Origin of the sequence: Vibrio aquaticus (assembly GCF_003970385.1) — a bacterium.
In the GTDB taxonomy this organism is placed as follows: domain Bacteria; phylum Pseudomonadota; class Gammaproteobacteria; order Enterobacterales; family Vibrionaceae; genus Vibrio; species Vibrio aquaticus.
The window spans coordinates 88,607-107,627 of sequence record NZ_RXZH01000002.1; the positions used below are offsets into that span (position 1 = coordinate 88,607).

Annotated in this window: 16 protein-coding genes; 11 read left to right on the forward strand and 5 right to left on the reverse strand. The window is 46.3% G+C overall.

Annotated features, from left to right (window positions below; translation table 11 throughout):
- Positions 1-56 precede the first annotated feature (56 nt).
- The 4 genes from EJ063_RS06380 (at position 57) to EJ063_RS06395 (ending at position 4,465) form a co-directional block, all read left to right on the forward strand.
- Entirely contained in the window at positions 57-1,022 is a 966-nt protein-coding gene (locus tag EJ063_RS06380; protein WP_126573200.1) for an ABC transporter substrate-binding protein, read from the forward strand.
- 64 nt (positions 1,023-1,086) lie between these two features.
- Positions 1,087-2,031, forward strand: coding sequence for an ABC transporter permease (locus EJ063_RS06385; RefSeq protein ID WP_126573201.1), 945 nt, complete (start codon positions 1,087-1,089; stop codon positions 2,029-2,031).
- Positions 2,028-2,822: an ABC transporter ATP-binding protein gene (locus tag EJ063_RS06390; protein ID WP_126573202.1), complete on the forward strand. Its 795-nt coding sequence runs from the start codon at positions 2,028-2,030 to the stop codon at positions 2,820-2,822. Before EJ063_RS06385 ends, EJ063_RS06390 begins: the two co-directional genes overlap by 4 nt.
- A gap of 182 nt (positions 2,823-3,004) precedes the next feature.
- On the forward strand, positions 3,005-4,465 hold the full coding sequence (locus EJ063_RS06395) for a sensor domain-containing diguanylate cyclase (protein ID WP_126573203.1): 1,461 nt from the start codon (positions 3,005-3,007) through the stop codon (positions 4,463-4,465).
- Here EJ063_RS06395 and dusC read toward each other — a convergent pair.
- Together dusC and EJ063_RS06405 are read right to left on the reverse strand one after the other, a co-directional pair.
- Entirely contained in the window at positions 4,462-5,415 is a 954-nt protein-coding gene (gene dusC / locus EJ063_RS06400; protein ID WP_126573204.1) for a tRNA dihydrouridine(16) synthase DusC, read from the reverse strand. The two genes, EJ063_RS06395 and dusC, sit on opposite strands and share 4 nt — an antisense overlap.
- A gap of 53 nt (positions 5,416-5,468) precedes the next feature.
- The gene (locus EJ063_RS06405) at positions 5,469-6,035 is read right to left on the reverse strand and encodes a prepilin-type N-terminal cleavage/methylation domain-containing protein (protein WP_208640357.1); all 567 of its coding nucleotides are present in this window, start codon (positions 6,033-6,035) and stop codon (positions 5,469-5,471) included.
- Between the two features lie 262 nt (positions 6,036-6,297).
- On the opposite strand from EJ063_RS06405, the gene EJ063_RS06410 reads away from it, so the two are divergent.
- From EJ063_RS06410 to serS, 4 genes are all read left to right on the forward strand, one after another.
- A complete protein-coding gene (locus EJ063_RS06410; RefSeq protein WP_126573205.1) occupies positions 6,298-6,912 on the forward strand; it encodes an SEC-C metal-binding domain-containing protein in 615 nt (204 codons plus the stop codon).
- An 84-nt stretch (positions 6,913-6,996) separates the two neighbouring features.
- Positions 6,997-7,593, forward strand: coding sequence for an outer membrane lipoprotein periplasmic chaperone LolA (lolA, locus tag EJ063_RS06415; RefSeq protein WP_126573206.1), 597 nt, complete (start codon positions 6,997-6,999; stop codon positions 7,591-7,593).
- Positions 7,594-7,595: 2 nt separating this feature from the next.
- Positions 7,596-8,942, forward strand: coding sequence for a replication-associated recombination protein A (locus EJ063_RS06420; protein WP_126573207.1), 1,347 nt, complete (start codon positions 7,596-7,598; stop codon positions 8,940-8,942).
- A gap of 96 nt (positions 8,943-9,038) precedes the next feature.
- Positions 9,039-10,346, forward strand: coding sequence for a serine--tRNA ligase (serS, locus tag EJ063_RS06425; protein WP_126573208.1), 1,308 nt, complete (start codon positions 9,039-9,041; stop codon positions 10,344-10,346).
- Between the two features lie 119 nt (positions 10,347-10,465).
- Here the strand turns inward: serS and ansA are convergent, their stop codons facing one another.
- A complete protein-coding gene (gene ansA / locus EJ063_RS06430) occupies positions 10,466-11,482 on the reverse strand; it encodes an asparaginase (protein WP_126573209.1) in 1,017 nt (338 codons plus the stop codon).
- Between the two features lie 157 nt (positions 11,483-11,639).
- On the reverse strand, positions 11,640-13,493 hold the full coding sequence (sppA, locus tag EJ063_RS06435) for a signal peptide peptidase SppA (protein WP_126573210.1): 1,854 nt from the start codon (positions 13,491-13,493) through the stop codon (positions 11,640-11,642).
- 199 nt (positions 13,494-13,692) lie between these two features.
- On the opposite strand from sppA, the gene EJ063_RS06440 reads away from it, so the two are divergent.
- On the forward strand, positions 13,693-15,705 hold the full coding sequence (locus EJ063_RS06440) for an NADPH-dependent 2,4-dienoyl-CoA reductase (RefSeq protein WP_167469881.1): 2,013 nt from the start codon (positions 13,693-13,695) through the stop codon (positions 15,703-15,705).
- A gap of 62 nt (positions 15,706-15,767) precedes the next feature.
- Here the strand turns inward: EJ063_RS06440 and purU are convergent, their stop codons facing one another.
- Entirely contained in the window at positions 15,768-16,601 is an 834-nt protein-coding gene (purU, locus tag EJ063_RS06445) for a formyltetrahydrofolate deformylase (RefSeq protein ID WP_004414684.1), read from the reverse strand.
- Positions 16,602-16,798: 197 nt separating this feature from the next.
- Here purU and EJ063_RS06450 point away from each other — a divergent pair, with 197 nt between their 5' ends.
- Together EJ063_RS06450 and yoaA are read left to right on the forward strand one after the other, a co-directional pair.
- The gene (locus EJ063_RS06450; protein WP_126573211.1) at positions 16,799-17,002 is read left to right on the forward strand and encodes a hypothetical protein; all 204 of its coding nucleotides are present in this window, start codon (positions 16,799-16,801) and stop codon (positions 17,000-17,002) included.
- Between the two features lie 88 nt (positions 17,003-17,090).
- Positions 17,091-19,007 (forward strand): DNA repair helicase YoaA, encoded by a 1,917-nt coding sequence (gene yoaA, locus EJ063_RS06455; RefSeq protein ID WP_126573212.1) that lies wholly within the window; start codon positions 17,091-17,093, stop codon positions 19,005-19,007.
- Positions 19,008-19,021 lie beyond the last annotated feature (14 nt).

Consider the following 19,021-nt stretch of genomic DNA (forward strand, 5'->3'; position numbering starts at 1 on the left):
AACGAGCCAGAATAGCCAAGTAGTCGGCACGAGTGGTTTTACATCAAGGAGTTAAGATGAAAGCAGGAAAAATCATTGCGGGCGCACTACTCGCAGGTGTCACACTTCTCTCTTCAACTAGCATCATGGCGAAAACCGCTAAAGTTGCCGTTTCTCAGATCGTTGAGCACCCAGCACTTGACGCGACTCGTCAAGGATTAATCGATGGCTTAAAAGCTAAAGGTTATGAAGAGGGTAAGAACCTAGAGTTTGATTATAAAACCGCTCAAGGGAATCCAGCCATTGCCGTACAAATCGCTCGCCAATACGTAGGTGAAAAACCCGATGTATTAGTTGGTATTGCAACGCCTACCGCTCAAGCTTTGGTGTCTGCGACACGTTCTATCCCTGTCGTCTTTACTGCCGTGACGGATCCAGTAGGTGCTAAGCTCGTGAAATCTATGGAGCAGCCAGGAAAAAACGTTACTGGCCTATCTGATTTATCTCCCGTGGGTCAACACGTTCAACTGATCAAAGAAATCATGCCTGACGTGAAGTCGATTGGCGTGGTGTTTAATCCAGGTGAAGCTAATGCGGTGACCTTGGTGGAACTACTGAAGAAAAGTGCGGCGGAGCAAGGCATCGAGATTGTGGAAGCAACAGCATTGAAGAGTGCGGATGTTCAATCGGCGACTCAAGCTATTGTGGCTAAATCAGATGTCATCTACGCACCAACAGACAATACGGTTGCCAGTGCGATTGAAGGGATGATTGTTGCGGCTAACCAAGCGAAAGTTCCGGTTCTCGGTGGTGCGACTTCGTATGTAGAAAAAGGGGCAATTGCGAGTCTTGGCTTTGACTACTACCAAGTGGGCGTACAAACGGCCGATTATGTTGCTGCCATTATTGAAGGCACAGATCCTGGTACTTTGGACGTTAAAGTCGCTAAAGGTTCAGATCTCGTTGTCAATAAAAGTGCCGCGACTAAGTTGGGCTTAATGATTCCTGCCTCAGTGCTTGAGCGAGCAACAAGCGTGAAGTAAATGTTTGCCTCAAACTCCGAAACAAGAGTTTGAGGCGACTAACCGTTGCACAAAAGGAGTAGTGATGTCTGCTTTTGCATTTTTTGGTGCGCTCGAAATTGGCCTGTTGTATGGCTTAGTCGCTCTGGGCGTGTATTTAACTTTTCGTGTTCTTGATTTCCCTGATTTGAGTGTTGATGGCAGCTTCCCGATGGGAGCGGCGGTTGCGGCGACGGCGATAGTCGCAGGGATTAATCCATGGGTAGCGACAGCACTCGCCATTGTTGCTGGAGCCGCGACAGGGTGGGTGACCGCATTTCTCGCGGTTCGCTGTGGTATCTTGCATTTATTGGCTTCCATCTTAACGATGATAGCCGCTTTCTCTATTAACATTCGTATTATGGGCAGACCCAACATGGCACTGCTTGGCGAAGAAACGATTCTGACACCGTTTGAAGCGATCGGCGATCCTATGCTGGTTCGCCCTTTAGTGGTTGGGGTCTTAGTCTTAATCTCAGCTTGGTTTGTGGTTCGCCTACTGAACAGTGATTTTGGTCTTGGTCTTCGTGCTACTGGGGTTAACGCTCGTATGGTTTCCGCTCAGGGTGCTAGCACTGCGTTTTACACCTATTTTGGTCTCGCACTTTCTAATGGCTTTGTTGGATTTTCAGGAGCTCTGTTTGCTCAAACAAACAGTTTTGCTGACGTTACATCGGGCGTTGGTACGATCGTTGTTGGCCTCGCTGCCGTTATTCTGGGGCAAACCCTTATTCCTGGTCGAAAAATCTGGGTTGCAGTGGTCGCTGTGATTGTGGGTTCTGTTCTGTATCGTTTGGCCGTTGCCTTTGCTTTGAGTTCAGGCATGTTTGGGTTACAAGCTTCGGATCTCAATCTAGTGACAGCAGTCTTGGTTGCAGCAGCATTGATTGCGCCAAAAATTAAAGGGAACCTCAAAGCAAAAAAGCGACATAGCTCTGCAGCAGGGCAACACGCGGTGAAATCAGACAAAGAGTCAGGAGAAGCGGTATGATTCGTTTGGAAGACATTCAAGTCACTTTTAACCCCGGAACTATCCTTGAAAATAGAGCGTTGCGAGGCGTAAACCTTGAAGTGCCAGAGCATCAATTTCTCACTGTGATTGGCTCAAATGGAGCAGGCAAGTCGACGTTACTGGGAGCGGTCACAGGTGAAACGCCTATGATTGGCGGTCGAGTAATCATTGATGATCTGGATGTGACTAAGCATACGGTCGATCAGCGAGCACAACAATGCGCGCGGGTATTCCAAGATCCTTTGGCCGGAACGTGTGGCGAACTGAGTATTGAAGAGAATATGGCTTTGGCCTATATGCGTGGCAAGCGAAGAGGTTGGAATTTATCGCTTTCATCAAAGCGCAGACAACTGTTTCAAGAGCGTATTAGTATTCTTGGATTAGGGCTCGAAGACAGATTAGGTGACAGCATTGGACTGCTTTCTGGCGGCCAGCGCCAAGCGGTGAGTTTAGTGATGGCAACGCTCTCAGACAGTAAGCTGCTTCTTTTGGATGAACACACCGCTGCGCTTGACCCAAGAATGGCCGCGTTCATCATCGATCTGACGAAAAAGATCGTCTCAGAGTTTAACTTGACGGTCATGATGGTGACGCACTCAATGAAAGATGCTTTAGCTTGTGGTGACCGCACGGTGATGCTCCATCAGGGGGAAATCGTTCTTGATGTTGCCGGTGAGCAGCGTGCCAATATGCAAGTTCCTGACTTACTTGAAATGTTCTCGAAGGTGAGGGGAGAAGAGTTGGCCGATGACAGCTTATTGCTCAATTAATTGAAAGTCCCAAAGCGTACAGGTTCGGATTTTAAACTGAAATTTGAACGCTTTCTTTGGGATTTTACTGACAATTAAATCACTCAGAACGCAATCTATTTGTGTCATAATTGAAAAAATTATATCGTTGAGCCTATCTATGTGTCTGCATAGATAGGCTTCGTTACTTTTAGAGAGGAACAATGCAGGTAAAAAGGCATTTCAGTTTAAAATTTGTTTTCTTAATGCCTTTGGTGGTCTCCTTGTTGGTTTTAGCCCTAACAGGCAAAAACTATTATGACTCTGTTAATCGCGATATCGATGATGAGTATCAACGCGTAGTAGAAGCGTTTGCTCGCGCCAGTAAGGTCATCAGTGCAATAGACTACAGTTTCTCTAACTACTCCAAATCCAATTACATTTTGATGGTTGAGCATAATCACCATGTTGAGAATGGCCTATGTCAAATGTGGCCGATAGACATGCTGTTGCTTTCTGAAGGCCGCCATCATGAAATTCCTGCGGTTGATATTAACTATATGCTTGTTGGGGAAGAGAGCCTTTGTAATCCTGAAAGTGAACAATACCAACGAGTCTCAGGTCAGGTCTCGCTCGCTCCTGTCCTTTCTTTTCTCCATGATATTGATGACTACTTGTTGGGTATTCATTACATCGATAAAGAAGGCTATTTGATGTCTTCACCAGATACCTACGCCAGAAGCATCACTGCTGAGCTACTTGCCACGGTCAAAGCACGACCTTTTTGGCAACAAACGGCGAATAACCGTGACCTTATTACCATCACAGGCCCTGCTCCAGTCAGTACGACTAGCGCGCTTATTTTGAGTATGACAATGCCGGTTTATCAGGGGGATGTGCACCAAGGCATGCTATCGGTTGATATTGATTACGATGAGTTACTCGAAACTCATGGGAAACTCGCCGGTGAACTTGGGATCGTTAACACGGCGTATTTATCGCTTCCTGATACGGCCTTAAGACCGACTGCGCTGACACTGGATGGCGTAAATACCTCACACACTCTTTTCTATCAGTTCGATCTGGCGAAAGAAGTGCGTAACTTTTTTATCTTTGAACGTTATAGCTTAGCGGTCGTGATTTTTATCTATGTGCTGTCAGTTATCGTGCTGTTCTTTATCAATACACGAGTGGAACACAGTTATTTCAAAGAACTCGCAGCAAAAGATCCAATGACGATGCTATTGAATCGTCGTGGCTTAGAAGCTTTCTTAAAAAACACCCAACATGGGAATTATATTGCGATTGCGGTGCTCGATATTGACAACTTTAAGTCGATTAATGACACCTATGGCCACGATGTCGGCGACAAAGTGATTTGCTATATGGCAGAGAGCATTGAAAGCAGTGTCCGTCAGAGTGATGCCGTTGCTCGGGTTGGTGGAGAAGAGTTTGTTATCTATATGACCGGTGGTGATGCAGCCTTGCTGAAGAAAGGGATGATTCGAGTGCAGCAAGCGATAGTTAAAGATTCAGAAACGGCTGTAGAGAGGGGGTTTACGATCTCAGGTGGTGTTGAGATAGTGAACCGAGAATCGGGCAGCAGCTTTGAACAACTTTTCAAAGCTGCGGACGAAAAACTTTACCAAGCGAAAACCACCGGTAAAGATCAAATGGTGTTTTAAGCGAGAGTCAGGGCATCTCGGTAACGAGTAATATGCTCAACAATTGGGGCGGCTTTGTTAAAGGTACGAATTTCTCTAAACAGTTCTGCCGCTTCAGGATATTGCTGACGTAAATAAGAGAACCACTGCTTCACGCGGTTAGGGTAGTACAGTCCTTTGTCGCCTTTCATTTCATACTGTGAGTACACTAACAGAAGCTCTACTACCTCGGTCCATGGCATCACGCTGTGATTATGTTTAACCACATTGCCTAAGTTCGGCACATTGAATGCGCCGCGACACACCATCAAAGAGTCAACGCCGGTTGTCTCAATACACGCTTGGCCATCTTGATAGTTCCAAATCTCACCGTTCGCAATCAGTGGAATATCAAAACGTTCACGGATTCGATTGATGTATTCCCACTTGATTTCACTTGCTTTGTAACCGCCGCTTTTTGTTCGAGCGTGAACCGTAAGCTCGCTGGCGTTCGCACTTTGAATCGCGTCAACGATCTCAAAACAATCTTCTGGGTTCTCCCAACCTAAGCGAATTTTTGCCGTAACAGGCGTCTCTTGAGGCACAGCGTCACGACACGCTTTAACCACTTGATAGATTAGCTCAGGATGTTGAAGCAGCGCTGCGCCCCCTTTACTCTTATTGACCAATTTTGCGGGGCAGCCAAAGTTAAGGTCGATGCCTTTCGCGCCAAGTTCATACGCCTTGATTGCATTTTCTGCCATCCACTTAGGATCTTGGCCAAGGAGTTGAACGTGAACAGGCACACCAGATTTGGTCTGAGAGCCTTGCAGTAACTCAGGGCAGAGACGATGAAATACGTGATCAGGAAGGAGTTGATCGACCACGCGCACGAATTCAGTGACACACAAATCGTAGTCATTGATGTCGGTAAGAATCTCTCGCATTAAATGGTCTAACACGCCCTCCATAGGGCCCAGAACAACTCGCATAAAAAACGCCTCCAGTTAGGGAGGCGTGATTTTAGAGGCTTAGATATAAAAAGTCACGAGCTAGAGGCCATTTCCATTGCTTGACGAGTTTCACCCGTGAGTGGTGAGTAGTAAAGAATGGGCAAAGGTTCACTGATATTAAAACTTGGTGTGTAGTAGTAGTAGTAACACTCATTGCTCGATGTATACCAACTGACAATCTGTTCTTCAGACGGTAGAACTGCTCCCGAACCACTATGTTGAGAACGGATTGCGAGGTCAGTATCTACCATTGCATTCCATAACGATACGCAGTCGCCACCTCTGATCTGAATATTGTCATTGTTATTGGGTACTAACGGCGGTTGATTTACTGATATCGGAAACCCGGTTGTTGATGGATAAACATCCCCTTCACCATAATCGACGATGCCCGTAGGTTCACCTTCTGTTAGCCATTTGTCGTGATACATAGTGACGCCAGCTTCGAAACTAGCGAATGCACCATCCGCTACAGATAGGTGGGCGTCTCGTTGGTAGTTAAGAAAACGAGGCGCAGCAGTAACAGCCAGTACGCCTAGAATGACGATGACAACCACAAGCTCAATCAGCGTAAAGCCACTATTTTTAGATATCTTCATTATCAATACAGCTTAAATTTAACAAATGTAAGAAAATGTTTCAGTTGCGAATCATGCGCTCAAAATTCAAATTATCAAAGTGAAATAAGTGGTAGTAAGAAAAAAGGCTAGGAAGGAATTCCATATCGCTAGCCTGTGACGGAAACTGTGTCGAATGACAAGGAGGAAGGTTATCGAGTCAGGGAGGAAAGTCTCGAAGTGACCCAGGGCCTTGCATAGGGTTATAATGCGCCCAATATATGGTTAACACTAGATTAAGATAATGAAGTATCAATTACTGACACTCGCAGACTCACTTACTGATGAAACTCCACTGTATGTAGAGGGTTTAACCCTTGCGGCGAATATGGCAACAAAACCACTTGCTCCAGAAAGTTGGCTGCCTTCGGTATTTTCAGATAACGCCAACGAAGTGAGAGGCGCGATTGAAGGTCATATCAATCACCAATACAGCTTCCTTAAGCGCAATGAATACTCATTACTTGATTTATTCGACGCTGATAAACAGCAGGAACAGCTGGCAGATTTTGCTGAAGGCTTTATGACGCTGTGGCCAACCATTGAAGAACAATGGATGGAAGTGAATGTCGGTGATGGTACGCTGCGTATGCTTCAAGCGATGCTTACGACCTTTATGTTGGCTATTGATGAAGCTCAAACACAAGAGCAGATGAAAGCCTCTGGCATTGAAACGCCACCAGCATTGTCGGATATGATTGAACAAGTCGATCTGATGATCATTGAAGTTGCCCAAGCAGCGGATGAAGCAATGAGTGGGGCGAAAGCACAAAGTGTCAATCCATACAAAGACATTGGCCGTAATCAGTCTTGCCCATGCAATAGTGGCAAAAAGTTTAAGCAGTGCTGCGGTAAGTAGATCGAACAAAGTTAACCTTCTTCGGTCAAAGCGATAGAGAAAGCACGTTATAACTGACCAAAACCGACAAATGGATAAAAGTGAATGAAAAAACTGGCTGTACTATTTTTGATGAGTTTCTCGGTATTGGCTGCGCCGAAAGATGAGCTGAGCCAACGTTTACAAAAGAGCGATGGCTTTAGTGCGGACTTTGCCCAAGAGCTGATCAGTCCTGAAGGTGACGTGGTCATGGAAGGTCAAGGTAAAGTTGAAATTGCCAGACCGAGCTTGTTCCGCTGGACGACGACGGCTCCGGATGAAAACGTCTTGGTGTCTGACGGTCAATCGCTTTGGTATTACAGCCCTTTCATCGAGCAAGTGACAATATACTGGCAAGAACAAGCGACAGAGCAAACCCCATTTGTTCTTCTGACTCGAAATCGTGCAAGTGACTGGGATAACTACAATGTGGCGCAGAAAGGGGACTCGTTCACTCTTACGCCAACAGCGGTTGACAGCAACCAAGGCCAATTTACGCTCAATATTGATAAGCAAGGTGCTGTTAAGGGATTTAGTGTTATTGAGCAAGATGGCCAACAGAGCAACTTTACGTTTAATAACATCAATCTGAACAAGCCGAATGCAAATCGATTTACCTTTGTTATTCCAGAAGGTGTCGAGGTTGATGACCAAAGGAACTAAGTGTGAGTAATTACTCGTTTGATTTTTCAGGGGACGAAGATTTTCGTCCCCTTGCTGCTAGAATGCGCCCAGAAACGCTGGATCAGTATATTGGTCAGCAGCATGTTTTGGGCGTAGGTAAGCCTCTGCGCCGAGCGCTAGAAGCTGGTCATATTCACTCCATGATTCTATGGGGGCCTCCTGGTACCGGTAAAACGACACTGGCTGAAGTCGCGGCAAACTATGCCAATGCGGAAGTGGAGCGTGTTTCTGCGGTGACCTCTGGCGTTAAAGAGATTCGAGCGGCAATCGAAAAAGCACGAGAAAATAAGTTAGCGGGGCGTCGCACTATTTTGTTTGTGGACGAGGTGCATCGCTTTAATAAATCTCAGCAAGACGCTTTTCTGCCTCATATCGAAGATGGCACAGTGACTTTTATTGGGGCGACAACGGAAAACCCTTCCTTTGAGCTCAATAACGCTTTGCTGTCTCGAGCTCGTGTTTACAAGCTGACCTCATTAGCGAAAGAAGATATTCGCCTCGCACTCAAACAAGCGATTGAAGACCAAGAACGTGGCCTTGGTAAAGTACCAGCCAACTTTGTCGATAATGTGCTTGATCGACTTTCTGAACTGGTCAATGGTGATGCTCGCATGTCACTGAACTACCTTGAGCTGCTATACGACATGGCTCAAGAGAACGAGCAGGGCGAAAAGCAAATTACGTTGCAGTTGTTAGCAGAAATGGCGGGCGAAAAGGTCTCTCGTTTCGATAACAAAGGCGATATTTGGTACGACCTGATTTCGGCTGTCCATAAATCGATTCGTGGTTCTAACCCAGATGCGGCGCTCTATTGGGCGGCTCGCATGATTGCGGCTGGGTGTGACCCTTTGTACATCGCAAGACGCTTATTGGCCATAGCATCGGAAGATGTCGGTAACGCTGACCCAAGAGCGATGCAAGTGGCTTTATCAGCATGGGATTGCTTTACCCGAGTGGGACCTGCAGAAGGTGAAAGAGCGATTGCGCAGGCGATTGTTTATTTGGCGTGCGCTCCAAAAAGTAATGCAGTGTATACCGCGTGGAAGCAAGCGTTAACGGATGCGCATAATCTGCCTGAGTATGAAGTGCCTGTTCACTTACGAAATGCACCGACTTCCTTGATGAAAGATCTTGGTTATGGGCAAGAGTATCGTTATGCCCATGACGAGCCAGGTGCGTATGCGGCGGGTGAAAAGTATTTGCCACCTGAAATGGCCGAGACTCGCTACTATCAACCGACAAATCGGGGCTTAGAAACCAAAATTGGCGAAAAGTTAGATTACTTGGCTAGTTTAGACGCAAAAAGCCCACAAAAGCGCTATGAATAAGCGAGTATTTTAGATACATTTATTCGGCTAATATTTTTAGCGTTTGAGCAAGATGTTCGGGCGCCATTTCACAACTAAAAAAGCATAGGATTAACAATGCTGGATTCTAAATTACTTCGTACAGAGCTGGATGAAACAGCTGCAAAACTAGCACGTCGTGGCTTTAAGCTAGACGTAGAGACAATCCGTACACTTGAAGAGCAACGTAAGTCGATTCAAGTCGAAGTTGAAAATTTACAATCCACTCGTAACTCCATCTCAAAGCAGATTGGCCAAAAAATGGCGGCTGGCGACAAAGAAGGCGCAGAAGAGATCAAGAAGCAAATCGGTACTCTAGGTAGCGATCTTGATGCTAAAAAAGTTGAACTTGATGCAGTGATGGCGAAACTGGAAGAGATTACTCTATCAGTACCAAACTTACCTGCTGACGAAGTGCCAGACGGTAAAGACGAAGATGACAACGTAGAGATTTCTCGTTGGGGTGAGCCTAAAACTTACGACTTCGAACTAAAAGATCACGTTGATCTTGGCGAAATGGGTGGCGGTCTTGATTTCGCAAGTGCGACTAAAATCACCGGTGCACGTTTCATTGTGATGAAAGGTCAATTTGCTCGTCTACACCGTGCAATTGCTCAGTTCATGCTAGATCTTCACACTGAAGAGCACGGCTACTCAGAAATGTACGTACCGTACCTAGTGAACTCAGACAGCCTATTCGGTACTGGTCAGCTACCAAAATTTGGTAAAGACCTGTTCCATACTGAACCGCTAGAAGAGAAAGTGAACGACGAAGAGCCGCGTAAACTGTCTCTGATCCCAACGGCAGAAGTACCAGTAACGAACATGGTTCGCGACACGATTTCTGACGAAGCGGATCTGCCACTTAAGATGACAGCTCACACGCCATGTTTCCGTTCTGAAGCGGGTTCTTACGGTCGTGATACTCGTGGTCTAATCCGTATGCACCAGTTCGACAAAGTTGAGCTTGTACAGATTACTCGCCCAGAAGATTCAATGAACGCACTAGAAGAGCTAACAGGTCACGCTGAGAAAGTTCTACAGCTTCTAGAGCTTCCTTACCGTAAAGTGGTTCTATGTACGGGTGACATGGGCTTCGGTGCACGTAAGACTTACGACCTAGAAGTATGGGTTCCAGCGCAAGAGACTTACCGTGAAATCTCTTCTTGTTCAAACATGTGGGATTTCCAAGCGCGTCGTATGCAAGCGCGTTTCCGTCGTAAAGGCGAGAAGAAACCTGAGCTAGTACACACGCTAAACGGTTCTGGCCTAGCGGTTGGCCGTACTATGGTTGCAATCCTTGAGAACAACCAAGAAGCGGATGGCCGTATTGCGATTCCAACAGTACTACAAAAGTACATGGCTGGCGCAACGCACATCGGTTAATAGCCAGAAATGAATAGACGAAAGGCGACTCACAGAGTCGCCTTTTTTGTGTCTATAGCCTGAGTCATAAAGACAAAAAAGCCAGCGATGAACGCTGGCTTTGGCAATATCAACTTGAGTTAGATACTCATTTCACCACGCAACACTTGCTGCATTTTCACTTTGACTTGCTCGTAAGAAAGGTCTTGGCTAAGTAGGTAGTGAAGCTTAGCGAGCGCCGCTTCTGGCGTCATATCATACCCGCTGATCACGCCTGCTTCAGCCAGTGCACAGCCCGTCGCGTAACCGCCCATGTTCACTTTACCCGCAAGACATTGAGTCAGGTTGACCACAATCACACCGCGCTCAGAAGCTTCTTTTAGATGGCTCAAGAGCTCTGGATTTTGTGGCGCGTTACCAACACCAAACGTCAGAAGAATCATGGCATTAACAGGTTGCAGTAGGGTGTTACGAATCACCTCATGTGAAATGCCCGGGTACATGGTGATCACACCAATAGGCTGTGGGGTAATGTCGTGTACTTTAAATCCACCGTCTGGCTGCTTTCCTACTTCAATATCGCTACTGATTTGGATATTGATACCCGCTTCAAGCAGTGGCGGTAAGTTTGGCGACGTAAACGCATTAAAGCCGTCTGCATGAGACTTGGTGCTGCGATTACCACGCATGAGCTTGTTGTTGAAGAACAGCGTGACTTCATTGATTGGGTAGTTTGCCGCAATGTGTAGGGCATTCAATAGGTTCGCTTGGCCGTCAGAACGTAGCTCTGCAAGAGGAATCTGTGAACCGGTCACAATGACAGGCTTGCCCAGGTTTTCAAGCATGAATGACAGTGCAGAAGCGGTGTACGCCATGGTGTCTGTACCGTGGAGGATCACGAAACCATCGTATTTGTCGTAGTTAGCACGAATGTCATCCGCAATTTGCTGCCAATCAGCGGGAGTCATGTCAGAGGAATCGATCAGAGGCTCGTATTCATGAATAGTGAACTCAGGCATTTCAGGGCGATGAAACTCTGGCATGCTTGCAAGTTGTTTTTCCATAAAACCAGCGACAGGCACATAACCGTGGTCATGTGACTTTTGCATACCAATGGTACCGCCGGTGTATGCAATATAAATATGTTTTCTTGCCATTGCTTTGAAACCAGTTATTTGTAGGGGGAACAGAGCGGGGGATTATAGCGGAATCTAGGGTAATAAAAAGGGGCATCCCGCACAGGAATCCCCCTCTATATCTAGCGTTTGATACGTTATGCTCTATCAGCGAGCCTAAGCATCATGAACCGATTAGCTATTGAACTTGGCAGTTGAGACAGAAAGCGTACTGACCTTTCGGGTCGTTGAAGCTTTGCAGCATGTTAGCGTCTTGAATTAACTGCGTGGCCATCGGCTGTAACGCTTGCGGTAGAAACGCGGTTGCATCAATGCCTAAATGCGCATGAACCTGATTCATGAAGTCTTGCAGGAACTGTTGAGCGGGCGTTAGAGGCTCTTCCACCCAGTACAAGTTGTATTGCTCAACGTTGGCTAGCTCAGCGGCAAGCTTCACTGCATCATCAAAGTCGCCAATCTTATCAACAAGACCTAACTCAAGGGCATCTTGACCTGTCCATACACGACCTTGAGCGACTTCATCGACTTTCTCTAACGGAATGTCGCGGCTTTGACTGACAAGGCCAATAAAGCGCTTATAGCCGTGCTCAATACCCATTTGGAACGCTTGTGACGCACCATCAGAGAGACCGGTAGTCACACCGACATCAGAGAAGGGTGATGTGCCCACACCGTCAGTATAGATACCGAGTTTATTTAAGCCTTTTTCAAAGGTGGTGATTACACTAAAGATACCAATTGAACCCGTTAAGGTAGTTGGCTGAGCAACAATACGATCAGCGTTCATTGAAATCCAGTAACCGCCCGATGCCGCTAAGCTCGACATGGAAGCGACCACAGGTTTACCTGCTTCTTGCAACGCTTCAATCTCGTTACGAATCACTTCAGAAGCAAAGGCGCTGCCTCCTGGGCTATCGACACGCAACACAACCGCTTTCACTTTGTCATCGTTACGAGCTTGGCGAAGTAGAGCAGCGGTCGTGTCTCCACCTACCGTACCGCGAGGTTGCGCACCATCCATAATCGCACCACTTGCGACCACGATGGCAATGTCGTCTTGTTCTAAACCAAATTGGGGGCCAATATTCGATTGGTATTCATAGAAGCCGATGTGGTTATAGCTGTCGTCGCCATTACTACCAAAGACCTCGATAAGATCTTTACGGACTTGTTGGCGGGTTGCTAATTGGTCAACCAATCCTTCGTTGAGTGATAGGGCGGCGAGATCACCGTTGTTCTTTTTCAGAAGCTCTAAAAAGGTGTCCATATCTGGCGTGAGTAATGTTGGCTCAAGCTGACGGTTGGATGCCACGTCATCAATGTATGCGCCCCAAAGTTGACTTAACCAGCGTGACGCAGATTCTTTCGCCGCATCAGACATATCATCACGAATGAAGGGTTCAATGGCCGATTTGTACGTACCTACACGGAACACGTGCGTATTCACATCGAGTTTCTCTAGCAATGTTTTGTAGTACATCGAGTAAGCGCTGTAGCCTTTTAACATTACCGCGCCATCAGGTGCGAGGTAGATTTTGTCTGCGTAGCTCGCTAGGTAGTACTGGCTTTGGTTATAGATATCACCAACCGCATAAATCGGTTTACCAGACGCCTTAAATTCATTCAGGGCTTTTGCGATATAACGAAGCTTCGTTAGGTTGGTCTCTGGCATGTCACGCAGAGCGAGAACCAAGCCGCTCACATTCGCATCATCTTTGGCGTGTCGGATGGTATCGACAATATCAAACAGAACGTTTTCTTTTGGCAGGTCTTTACCAAAGAATGAGCCCGTTAGAGAATCCATTGGATTAACGTAGGTTGGTTGCTCAACGATTGGCCCTGAGATGTTAACGATGAGAGCAGACTCTTTTGGCTCTACAGGCGTTGTTGGGCTCCCTGCACTGGTATAGAGGAAGTAAATAGCACCGATACTCGCTAAAAAGAAAAGGTTAACGAGAGCGAGTCGGATAAAGGTGATCAGTTTCCAGACCCCTTTAAAGAACATACCAATAAATTTAAAAATAGTTTTCATTTCTTCTCCGCTGCGATGTTCGCAGAAAAAGGCTTATACGCTGTAAGACCGTATGAATAGCAATAAGTTACATCCTACTTAAACTAGTATACCCAAACAACCGCAAGATTGATCGGTGTTACAAAAATGTAAACGGTTGTTTGATTTTTTATTTTAGAGTTCGTATTCTGGTCAGACCACAATAATAAAGAGTAAAGTGATGTCTACCATGTACCCAAACCTATTAAAGCCATTAGACCTCGGGTTTACCCAGTTAAGAAACCGAGTGTTAATGGGTTCTATGCATACTGGCCTTGAAGAACACAAAGAGGGGCTTGGTAAGCTTGCAGCGTTCTATGAAGAGCGAGTAAAAGGCGGTGTAGGCTTGATTGTAACAGGCGGCTTTTCTCCCAATTTGCGTGGTCGCTTGCACCCATTCAGTGCTGAGTTTAGTAAGCCTAAGCATGCCAAAGCGCACAAAGTCGTAACGGAAGCGGTTCACCGTCAAGGTGGCAAGATCGCATTGCAACTTCTACACGCTGGTCGCTACGCCATGCACCCATTCTCACAAAGTGCTTCTTCTATTAAAGCACCGATTGCCAAGTTTGCGCCAAGTGAAATGAGCACTCGTCAAATCAACAATACCATTAGCGCTTTTGCCAATAGTGCATCTTTAGCCAAAGAGGCGGGTTACGATGGCGTTGAAGTGATGGGCTCAGAAGGTTACCTACTCAACCAATTCATTTGTAAGCGCACCAACATGCGCTATGACGAATGGGGGGGCTGTTACGAAAACCGCATTCGCTTCCCGCTAGAAGTGGTGAAGGCGATTCGTAAAGCGGCTGGCGATGATTTCATTATTATTTTCCGTTTGTCGATGCTTGACCTTGTCGAAGAAGGCAGCACATTCGACGAAGTGATCATGCTTGCCAAAGAATTAGAAAAAGCAGGTGTGACCATCATCAATACCGGCATTGGTTGGCATGAAGCGCGTATCCCTACCATTGCGACTCAAGTGCCTCGTGGCGCGTTTACATGGGTGACTGAAAAGGTTCGCCCTCACGTCAATGTGCCTATCATCACGTGTAACCGAATCAATACCCCAGAAGAAGCAGAAAATATTCTTGCGAGTGGTCATGCGGATATGGTCTCAATGGCGCGCCCTTTCTTAGCGGACCCTCATTTTGTGATCAAAGCTGAGCAAAATCAGTCGCAAATGATCAACACCTGTATTGGTTGTAACCAAGCGTGTTTGGACAATGTGTTCAAAGGTAAACGCGCGGGATGTTTGGTTAACCCTCTTGCATGTCGTGAAACTGAACTGGTCATTGAACCGACTCAAACCAAGAAGAACATTGCCGTTGTCGGTGCAGGGCCAGCTGGCCTTGCGTGTGCGACGACATTGGCTGAACGTGGACACCATGTTGACTTGTTTGAACGTAATGATCGCATTGGCGGTCAGTTCCGTTTAGCCATGCAAATTCCGGGTAAAGAAGAGTTTCGTGAAACCATCCGCTACTTTGCCAACCGTATTGATGAAACCGGTGTAAAACTGCACCTTGATACGGATGCTAACTATGACCTTTTAGCTGAATATGATGAAGTGGTCATGGCGTCAGGGGTAGAGCCACGCAAAGTGAAGATTGAAGGCATTGATACACCTGAAAAAGTGGTCGATTACCAAACCTTAATCAAAGAGAAGACCTTCACCGGCAACAAGGTAGCGATTGTTGGTGCTGGTGGTATTGGGGTTGATGTGGCAACGATGCTGACTGAGCCTGTTGGGCATAACTTGGATGATTGGTTGCATGAGTGGGGCATTGATAAAGAAATCGCTCACCCAGGCGGTTTGTATCCATACCCTGATTCACTGACAGAGAAAACGGTGTGGGTATTGCAGCGTCGCAAAGGCCGAGTGGGTAAAGGGCCGGGTAAAACAACAGGGTGGATCCACAAACGTACGCTGGAAAAACGTGGCGTTAATCTTCTTGGCGGTGTGAGCTACGATAAAATTGATGATCAAGGTCTGCATATTACCGTAGATGAAAAAGCGCAGTTACTTGAAGCGGATACCGTCATTATTTGTGCGGGTCAAGAATCGGTTCGTCCTTTTGAAAATCAATGGCATTTACTTGGTAGCAAACTGCATGTGATTGGTGGTGCTGACTACGCAGGTGAACTAGACGCGGTGCGCGCGATTAAGCAAGGCGTCGAACTCGCAGCCAAGCTGTAAAATAGACCCTAAAACAACAAAGGCTTCCAAATCGGAAGCCTTTTTCATTTTCTGCGTAGTCATTACAAGATGACGGTTTTATTGCCGTAAACAAACACGTGGTCATTAAGCACTTTATTCAGCGCTTTGCTCAATACATTCTTTTCAACATCACGGCCTGCTTGAGCCATATCTTGAGCGTTGAAGTTATGGTCAACAGGAATCACATCTTGTTTGATGATTGGACCTTCATCTAAGTCATTCGTTACGAAGTGAGCGGTCGCACCAATGATCTTCACACCGCGCTCATACGCTTGTTGGTATGGTTTCGCGCCAATGAACGCTGGCAAGAAACTGTGGTGAATGTTGATGATCTTATGGTTGTATTTCTCAACGAACGAAGGCGTCAGAACACGCATGTATTTCGCCAGCACCAAATAATCCGCTTGGTATTGATCAATCACTTTAAGCATTTCTTTTTCATGCTCTTCGCGATTAAGGCCTTCATGAGAGACATGGTGATAAGGAATATCGAATCTCTCTGTTAGGCTTTGCAGTGTGTCGTAGTTACCTACAACCGCAGCAATTTCAACGTCTAAGCTGCCGTCGTAGTTCTTCATCAAAATATCGCCCAGACAGTGAGCCTCTTTAGTGACAAGAACAACGATGCGTTTACGATTAGACCCAATTAGCTTGCGTTTCGCGCCTTGCGGCAGTGCTTGATCTAGGTCGGCTAGCAAGGTTTCATCGTTAAAGTAACCTTCAAGCTCTGTGCGCATAAAGAAATGACCACTGGTGTTATCCACGAACTCATTATTGTGGATGATATTCAGCTGGTGTTTATAACAGATGTTGGTGATCTTCGAGATAAGACCTGGGGCATCAGTACAATGGGTGAGTAGTGTTTTCTTTTCCATTAGGTTCAAACTTCCGTGATTTATTTTTTTTGTTTTGTGAAATTTTTACGGGTCCTCGAACGGTGAACTAACCCGCAATAATGAAGCTACAATTAAACTAATATCGAGTTTGTTTCAACAATTAATCTGAGTTAACCGTTTGGCTCGATTTATTTGTTCGATGTTTCTTTTCTTTTACGTGTTCTCAGGTGGTATTTATGGACAAAGAACTATTAGCTCGTAAGTTGTACTCAGAACGAGTGAGTGCGCTGTCTGGTGGAAAAGCACTGGATGAAGAACTGTTAGATACAATGTGGGAAAATCGCGCTTCCCCTTCAGAAGCAGCAAAAGCGCTCAATACTGACGAGCCAGAAGCTTTTTCAGGTCCGGCTTGGCTCAATCGCTATTTGAACAAACGTTAATCCACTTCCTAAGGCGCGAATTCCCATTCGCGCCTTTTTACGAAAACTGCCATAATCACGCCTCTTAACCCTAACTGCGCGCTCGTTAATGATCTCAAAAACCTTTTCCTCTGAGGGAGCACTTGGTAAAGCGATACCTGGCTTCCAACCGCGTCAAGCCCAGCTCGATATGGCTGAAGCTGTGCATCAAGCGATCCGATCTCAGCATCAGGTTGTGGTCGAAGCGGGTACGGGTACGGGTAAAACGTTCGCTTATCTTGTTCCTGCCTTACTGAGTGGTAAGAAAACCATCATCAGTACGGGCTCTAAAAACCTTCAAGAGCAGTTATTTCATCGAGATTTGCCTTTGATGACTGACGCGCTGGGCTTTTATGGTCAAGTGGCTTTATTGAAAGGGCGTGCGAACTACTTGTGTCTTGACCGTTTGAGTCGTCAAATGGTGGAAAGCCACACTCCAACGGCAGATCCTACCCTGCTGACTCAATTAGTTAAGGTTCGCAGCTGGGCATCAGAAACTAAAAGTGGCGATTTAGGTGACTGTGATGAGATTGCTGAAGATAGCCCAGTGATCCCAACGATTACGTCAACCAATGATAATTGCTTGGGGAAAGAGTGCCCAAGTTACCAAGATTGTTTCGTTTTAAAAGCGCGAAAAAAAGCGATGGATGCTGACGTAGTCGTGGTGAACCACCACTTATTCTTAGCGGATTTAGCGATTAAAGAAACGGGTTTTGGTGAACTCATTCCTGAAGCGGAAGTGTTTATTTTTGATGAAGCGCACCAGCTTCCTGACATTGCCAGCCACTACTTTGGTCAATCGCTATCGAGCAGACAAATCCAAGAGCTCAGTAAAGACATCGAAATCGCTTATCGAACAGAAGCTAAAGATATGCGTCAGTTGCAAAAGGCAGGTGAGAAGCTCTTCCAAACGGCAATGGATTTACGGATTGTTCTTGGCGAACCCGGTTTTCGAGGAAACTGGCGTGAAGCGATTACATCGCCCTCCATTGGTCGAGAATTACGCCGCCTAGAAGATACACTCGACTTTGTAATCGAAGTGCTCAAACTCGCGTTAGGGCGTAGCCAGCTACTCGATAGTGCCTTTGAGCGCGCGAATACCATTAAAGCACGATTAGAACGTGTGTGTGATGTGTCTATCACGGGATATTCATACTGGTACGACACAACGCCGCGTCATTTCAGCTTACATATCACCCCGTTGTCAGTGGCGGACAAATTTCATGAACAGATAGAGCTGAAACAAGGCGCGTGGATTTTTACCTCTGCGACTCTTGCGGTAAATGAAGATTTCGATCATTTCACCTCTCGGTTAGGTCTTAAGCCACAAGCTCAAATGTCACTGCCAAGCCCATTTGATTACCAAAGCCAAGCGAGGCTCTGTGTACCTCGTTATTTGCCTGAACCCAATAACCCGGGTATGGCTGATAAGTTGGTCAATATGCTTACGCCGGTGATTGAACAGAACCGAGGCCGTTGTTTCTTTTTGTGTACCTCCCATAGCATGATGAAAGAGTTGGGCGAACGGTTTAGGGAGCGACTCTCTGTTCCAGTCTTGATGCAAGGTGAAACCAGCAAACAAAAAACCTTAGCTGAGTTTATGGAGCTTGGAAACGCACTGCTTGTTGCCACTGGGGCGTTCTGGGAAGGGATTGACGTTAGAGGTGATGCGCTTAGCTGTGTTATCATCGACAAATTGCCTTTTACAGTCCCAGACGACCCATTGCTAAAAGCACGTATTGAGGATTGCCAATTGAAAGGTGGCGATCCATTTGCTCAGGTACAAATTCCTGATGCTGTGATTACGTTGAAGCAGGGCGTAGGGCGATTGATTCGAGATAAAAACGATAAAGGTGCGTTGATTATTTGTGATAATCGACTGGTCACCAGAGAATATGGCGGCGTCTTTTTATCAAGCTTACCTCCGATTCCTCGCACTCGCGATTTGGGTGTGATTCGTGACTTTCTTGAACAAGTAAATATTTAAAAACAAACCGATTA